Below are 3,154 nucleotides of genomic sequence, written 5' to 3' on the forward strand. Positions count from 1 at the left end.
TGCTGGCAAGACCGCGTCGCCTACGACCCCACCCGCCACCGAGCCTTGCAGGCCGTCCTCGCGTCCGCCGCTTGACACAGGGCTACTCATGCCGGCATCCGTGCGACGGCGCGAGCGGCGAGCGCGTCGAGGACCTCGACGTGGGCGTCCGGGACCCGCACGTCGACCTCCACCGCGCTGTCGGTGCGGGTCAGGGTGAAGGTGAAGAAGGAGCAGCAGCGGCTCTCCCGGGCCGTCAGGTCCCGCGCGGTGTCCTCGGCCTCCGGGTCCAGACGCCACCGGAGGCGGGTGGGTGCCAACCGCCGCTGTTCTCTCAGGGCGGTGGCGAACAGGTCGTCGAAATCCGCGAGTCTCAGCGGCCGTTCTCCGGTGGGCAGGGTGCACGCCTGCGGCACCCACCCCTGGTCGATGCTCATGTCATGACGATAAGCCTGTACCTGGGTACCGGTTGCAACCCGGGAAGACTGAGGTAGCGGATCACGTCGCGGCGGCCGTCGGCTTCGGTGGCCCCGCTCCCGTGGTCGATGTCGAGTTCCCGTTGAGGGTGGCGAAGAGCGCCTCGGCCAGGGCCTTGTCGTACGACGACCCGGGGAGAGCCCGGTACGGGGGCGGGGCGGGCTGCTGTCTTGATGTGGTGTCATGTGGTTTGCATGGACCGGAGGGAGCGTTCCGTGGTCGGAACGCTCCCTCCGGTTCTACCTGGTACGGGTGTTACGGCTCAGCTGGTGAACCTGAAGTAGGCGCGGTGTTGGAATCCGTTGTCGAGGGTGAGGACGAACTCGCGGCAGGTGCCGGCCCACGTGGGGTCGGTCTTCCACGGGTAGTTGTACTGGCCGTTGGCGCTGACCGACATGTGCGATCCGCCGGGGTTGCGGGCGGCGACCGGGGTGGGCCGGGGGGTGATGGCGCCGTCGGGGCCGACGGTCTTGAGGGTGTCGCAGTCGACCAACCGGGAGTACGGCGAGCCACTGGCGAGGACGTTCAGGCCGCGGTTGGTGGCGAGCTGGAACTTCATCGGTGCGGCGTCACCGGCGATGACGGTGTTGAGAGCGGGCTGCGCGGCGCGACCGATGAAGTCGCCCCGGCAGGACGGGTGCGTGTCGAACGCCTCGGCGTTGTCGTCGCGGGCGGTGGTGCCCTGGACAGCGCTGTAGCCGAGACCACGACGCGCGAACGACGCCCAGAGGGTGCAGGCGTTCTCGCCACCGGTCAGGGCCGCGTCGGCGGCGATGATGGCATTGCGACCAGTGACGAAACCAGGCCCGCAACCCTGCATCTTGAGCCCGTCCATGACCAGCTGGATGGCCAGGTTGTTGCCGCCGGTGCGCCACGAGTCGTAGACGTTGGCGTTGAAGCCGTGCCGGTCGATCAGGTTCCAGGTCATGTCCCACAGCACGGACGCCCACGCGTGGCCGATGCCGTGCGGTACCGCCAGGGAGGTGCCGTTCAGCCAGCCGCCGGTCTTGATGCCGTCATAGGTGAACGGCTGGATCTCCATGTTCCGCGAGTACGGCCGCGGCCGGATACCGTTGCCGTGCCGGTCGTCCTGGAACAGCACGTACGGCCCCATGCCGCGCTGTCCGTCGGCCGAGTCGAACTTCGGGTCGAGCAGCATGCTGATCGCGAGGAAGTCGCTCCAGCCCTCACCCATCTGCTCGTTGCCGGTGAGACAGTTGACCGTCGGGCCACCGGTGAGCCGGTTCGAGATGCCGTGGGTGTACTCGTGGATGATCACGCCGGCGTCGAGGTCACCGTCCCGGATGCCCGGGTGGTTCGGGTGCATGCGCACGGAACCGGTGACATCGCCCGCTGCGATGGCGGCCTTGATGGCGTTTCCGTCGGCCTGGGTCACAGCGACCGCCGGGATGGTGACCGGCGCGGTCGTCATGGATCCGGTCAGCACCGGCGCGCTACCGCTGGCGTTGTGGGCGACCACCACCGCCTTGGCGCCGAGAGACTGGGCGATCTGGGCGCGCTGGAGGTAGGTGCAGGCCGTGGTGCCGCCGTCGACCACGCTGATCCACGCGCCGGCCGGCAACGTGCCGGGGTACGCCGCCGTGGTGCAGCCGGTGCCGGCGTACACGAACCGGTGTCCGGGCAGGCCGGCCACCGTGGGCGCCGGCGTGAACCGCGACCAGGACGCGTCGAACGAGCCCACGCCGTCCACGACGATCTGGTTCGGGCTGCCGAACTGGGTGCCCGGCCACAGGTACATCTGCATCCGCGGGGCACCCACGCCGTCGACCGCCGGGGTGGAGAAGTTCGCGTTGTTGGTGCCGCCGCCGTCGGCCGCCTCGGCCCGGACGTAGTCGCCGCCCGCGCCGCCCCGGCCGTAGTTGTTCGCCTGGAAGTTCCCCGACACCTCGTCGAAGCCGTACTGGTAGGTGACGTCGTGGATGATGTTGTTCCAGTAGAACAGGTTGGCGGTCGCGGCCTCCCGGTAGTTCTGCGCGTGCTCCGCCAGGTCGAGCGGGAAGTCGAAGGCCTTGTTCGCCCCGCCGTCCGGGCTGCTGCCGAGGTCGACCGCGTTGTTGTTGTCCTGGTCCTGGTAGGCGTGGACGTTGTTGCCCTGGGTGGTGGTGTGCTCGGCGCCCGGGGCGCCGTCGGTGTCGTGCCAGCCGTACGGCGACGCGGTCCCGTCCGCCGGGTTGGTCACCAGGCTCCGCGGCGCGTCGTTCGGGCTGTCGGCCGGCCCGGCGAAGACCCGGTAGCTCGAACCGTCCTGCACCGGGTTGGGCGAGCCGAAGGCCGCGCTGCTGAGCGTCGTCGACCGTGCCGGCGCGCTGCCGTCCAGGTTGCCGGCGACCTCCTTGACGTCCTCGTGAGTGGTCCAGTCGTCGGCGTTGAGCAGTTTGCCGGTTTCGGCGTCGATGCTGGCGTTCCACAGGTGGGTGTCGGAGGAGTCGTCGATGACGAGTTGCCAGGCCAGGCGCAGTCCGTCGTCGGTCGGCTGCCAGCCGAGCTTGGCGGGGATGGGCTGGTCGGAGATGCCGCTGCCGGAGACGACGGTGCGCTGGGCCGTACCACCGCTGCGGCTCATCACCCGCGGGCTGGCCGGATCGGCCAGGTCAAGACCGTCGGCGGCGGCCTGCACCGCGTCGACCGCATCGAGGGAGGCGCTGCCGGTGGCCCTGTCGGACAGGCCCGACACCAG

At 69.9% G+C, this 3,154-nt stretch carries 2 protein-coding genes; both read right to left on the reverse strand.

What is annotated here, in order from left to right:
- Positions 1 to 86: 86 nt before the first annotated feature.
- Positions 87 to 416: a hypothetical protein gene (locus ABZ807_RS33200; protein WP_357167086.1), complete on the reverse strand. Its 330-nt coding sequence runs from the start codon at positions 414 to 416 to the stop codon at positions 87 to 89.
- A gap of 302 nt (positions 417 to 718) precedes the next feature.
- On the reverse strand, positions 719 to 3,154 hold a 2,436-nt coding region (locus tag ABZ807_RS33205; protein WP_357167089.1), incomplete at its 5' end, for a M36 family metallopeptidase.

Origin of the sequence: Micromonospora sp. NPDC047548, assembly GCF_040642975.1 — a bacterium.
In the GTDB taxonomy this organism is placed as follows: Bacteria; Actinomycetota; Actinomycetes; order Mycobacteriales; family Micromonosporaceae; genus Micromonospora.